The following is a 2,947-nucleotide window of genomic DNA, read 5'->3' on the forward strand; positions in this document are numbered from 1 at the left end:
AGCCGCGCAGAGCGCCAGCCGCCGATCAGCCCGACGATATAGGCCAGCGCGTACCAGCGGATGACGAGGGGGCCAAGCTCCAGCGCGACCGGATCGATGGCGGGAAAGGTGAACACGCTGTTCTCCTAGCGGCAGGGATTAGCGGTACGGGTCGTCGGCGGCGAGATAATCCAGCACATAGCGCGACACCCCCGCCTCCAGCGACGTGAACTGCCGGCCATAACCGGCCCTTCGCAGCTTCGCCATGTCGGCCTGCGTGAAATACTGATACTTGCCGCGGATCGCCTCGGGCGTGTCGATGAATTCGATATCCGGTTCCTGCCCCAGCGCCCGGAACACCGCGCTGGCGAGGTCATGGAAGCTGCGCGACGCCCCGGTGCCGCAATTATACAGGCCGCTGACCGTCGGGTTGGCGTGCAGCCACAGCATCACATCGACGCAATCCTCGACCGCGATGAAGTCGCGCAGCTGGCCGCCATCCGGATAGTCCGGCCGGTGCGAGCGGAACAGCCGGGCCGGCTGGCCCGCCGCGACGCGGTTATAGATCTGCGGGACCACGCTCATCTGCCCGCCCTTGTGATACTCGTTCGGGCCATAGACGTTGAAGAAGCGCAGCCCCGCCCATTGCGGCGGCTTGGCTGCCTGGCCGACGAAGCGGGCGACCCGCCTGTCGAAGGCCAGCTTGCTCCAGCCATAGGCATTCAGCGGGCGCAGCGCCGCAAGATCGGCGGCGTTCATGCTGTCGGAAAAGCCCTGCGCGCCATCGCCATAGGTGGCCGCCGAGGAGGCATAGATCAGCCGTGCACCGTTCGCCGCGCACCAGTGCCACAGGCGCTGCGGCAGGTCGATATTGGCGCTGACGATCATGTCGGCGTCGGTCGCCGTGGTCGCCGAGATGGCGCCCATGTGAAAGATGGTCTCGATGGTGCCCTTGCGGGCTTCCAGAAACTCGAACAGGGCCTCCGGCGCGATCAGGTCCGCCAGGTCGCGCTTGGCGATGTTGCGCCACTTATCGTCCTGGCCCAGCCTGTCGCAGACCACCAGGTCGCGCTGCCCCGCCGCTTCAAGCGCGGCGACGAGGTTGGAGCCGATGAAGCCGGCGCCGCCGGTGACAACGATCATGGACAAGCCTTTCCGGAACCTTTTGTCGCGGGCGAGAGATTGTTCTCCGGGTATTGATCTTTCGCCCGGCGAGTTATAGTTGGCAAGTGAAGGGGCGGCAAGCGAGCCGCCCGGCACCGCGTCAGGAGTGACCAGGATGACCGCGCAGAACCGCCTGTTCGAGGATATGGCCAAGCTTGCCAGCGGCGCGCTGGGCGCGGCCGCCGGCATCCGCGGCGAGATGGAAGCCCTGTTCCGCCAGCAGATGGAGCGCGTGCTGCACGAGATGGACCTCGTCACCCGCGACGAGTTCGAGGTGGTCCGGCTGATGGCGGAGAAGGCGCGCGCGGAAAATGAGGCGCTGTCCCAGCGCATCGCGGCGCTTGAAGCCCAGCTTGTCCAGGCAATAAAGGCAAAGCCGGCGGCCAAGCCCGCGGCGAAAAAGCCCGCCCCGCGCCGCCAGCCGAAGCGGCCGACGCCCGCCAGCTGACACCCCATACCATATCGTCACGATAATTTAGCAGACGACACGAAATCTTGTGTTGCGTCGCCGTTGGGCATTTGGCAGGCTACAGGTCGTGGTGGTGATAAGGCCAGAGCCCCACTAGATGTTGGGCGCGTTTGGAACCACACCAACCCTGCACAGCAACCCTTCCTGCCAAGGAGGTGCAGGTCCAATGCTCGAGATAGAGACCTCTGACGAAGCTGCAATCGTCAATCCCCTCGACTTGATCGAAGAGCTGGTGGAGGCCAATGAATGGGCCTTTGACCGGTCGCGCGAGGATGAGCTGGCGGTCGAGATTTCCGGCCGCTGGTGCGATTTCCACCTGTTCTTCGTCTGGCGCGGCGAGATGAGCGCCCTGCATTTCTCCTGCGTGTTCGACGCCAAGGTCGGTGTCGGCAAGCGCGCGGAAATCTGCAGCCTGCTTGCACTGGCCAACGAACGGCTGTGGCTCGGCCATTTCGACCTCTGCTCGGAGGACGGGATGCCGATGTTCCGCCACACCGTCCCGCTGCGCGGCGCGCGTGGCGCCACGGTCGAGCAGATCGAGGATCTGGTGGATGTCGCCGTCACCGAGTGCGAGCGCTTCTACCCGGCCTTCCAGTTCGTGCTGTGGGGCGGCAAGACCGCCGTCGAGGCGATCGACGCCGCCATGCTGGACACGGTCGGCGAGGCCTGAAGGTTTTTCTGGCTTTCTTCTCTTCCTTGTCACCCCCGGGCTTGACCCGGGGGTCCAGGGGCCACAGGCTGAAACGTCTCAGGCAGAGCACCGCCCCTGGATGCTCCGAACCCCATTGGGATCAAGTCCGGGCATGACAACCTGAATATAACTCCCCCCTTCCCCGAAAGGCTGCCCTGCGCCGTCGCCGGCTGACAGCCCTTGATCCCCATGCCAGAGTATCGGCCCTCCGATAACTCCAGACCGCATGGAAGGACCGACCGGCATGCAGCTGCATCTGAGCACCTGGGAAGAGGTGGACAGCTACCTTTCCACCTCCAAGGGCATCATCATCCCCATTGGCTCGCCCGCGCAGCACGGCCCGAACGGGCTGATCGGCACGGATGCGATCTGCCCCGAGGTGATCGCCCGGGAAGTAGGCGAGCGTACCGGCGCGCTTGTCGGCCCGACCATCTCCATCGGCAATGCGCAGCATCATCTGGGCTTTTCCGGCTCGGTGACGCTGCGCCCGACGACGCTGATCGCGGTCATCAAGGACTATGTCGCCTCGCTGGCGCGCAACGGCTTCGAGCGGTTCTATTTCCTGAACGGCCACGGCGGCAATGTCTCAACCATTGAGGCGACCTTTGCCGAAATCTATGCCGAGTGGAGCTTCCTCGAGGAGC

General features: G+C 64.8%; 4 protein-coding genes and 1 pseudogene. 3 read left to right on the plus strand and 2 right to left on the minus strand.

The window, feature by feature from the left end:
- A pseudogene (locus MK313_RS06800) lies at positions 1 to 116 on the minus strand (prolipoprotein diacylglyceryl transferase); the annotation flags it as partial.
- Positions 117 to 138: 22 nt separating this feature from the next.
- Positions 139 to 1,122: an ADP-glyceromanno-heptose 6-epimerase gene (rfaD, locus tag MK313_RS06805; RefSeq protein ID WP_287780585.1), complete on the minus strand. Its 984-nt coding sequence runs from the start codon at positions 1,120 to 1,122 to the stop codon at positions 139 to 141.
- Positions 1,123 to 1,258: 136 nt separating this feature from the next.
- On the opposite strand from rfaD, the gene MK313_RS06810 reads away from it, so the two are divergent.
- The 3 genes from MK313_RS06810 to MK313_RS06820 form a co-directional block, all read left to right on the plus strand.
- Positions 1,259 to 1,591 carry an accessory factor UbiK family protein gene (locus tag MK313_RS06810; protein ID WP_121219944.1) on the plus strand — a complete coding sequence of 111 codons (333 nt, stop codon included), beginning with the start codon at positions 1,259 to 1,261 and terminating at the stop codon, positions 1,589 to 1,591.
- A gap of 187 nt (positions 1,592 to 1,778) precedes the next feature.
- Positions 1,779 to 2,282, plus strand: a complete 504-nt coding sequence (locus MK313_RS06815; protein WP_008944955.1) for a YbjN domain-containing protein — start codon at positions 1,779 to 1,781, stop codon at positions 2,280 to 2,282.
- A gap of 265 nt (positions 2,283 to 2,547) precedes the next feature.
- Positions 2,548 to 2,947, plus strand: a 400-nt coding sequence (locus MK313_RS06820) for a creatininase family protein (protein ID WP_287780586.1), incomplete at its 3' end; no start/stop codon positions are given.

Source organism: Oceanibaculum sp., from assembly GCF_022449305.1.
GTDB lineage: Bacteria > Pseudomonadota > Alphaproteobacteria > Oceanibaculales > Oceanibaculaceae > Oceanibaculum > Oceanibaculum indicum.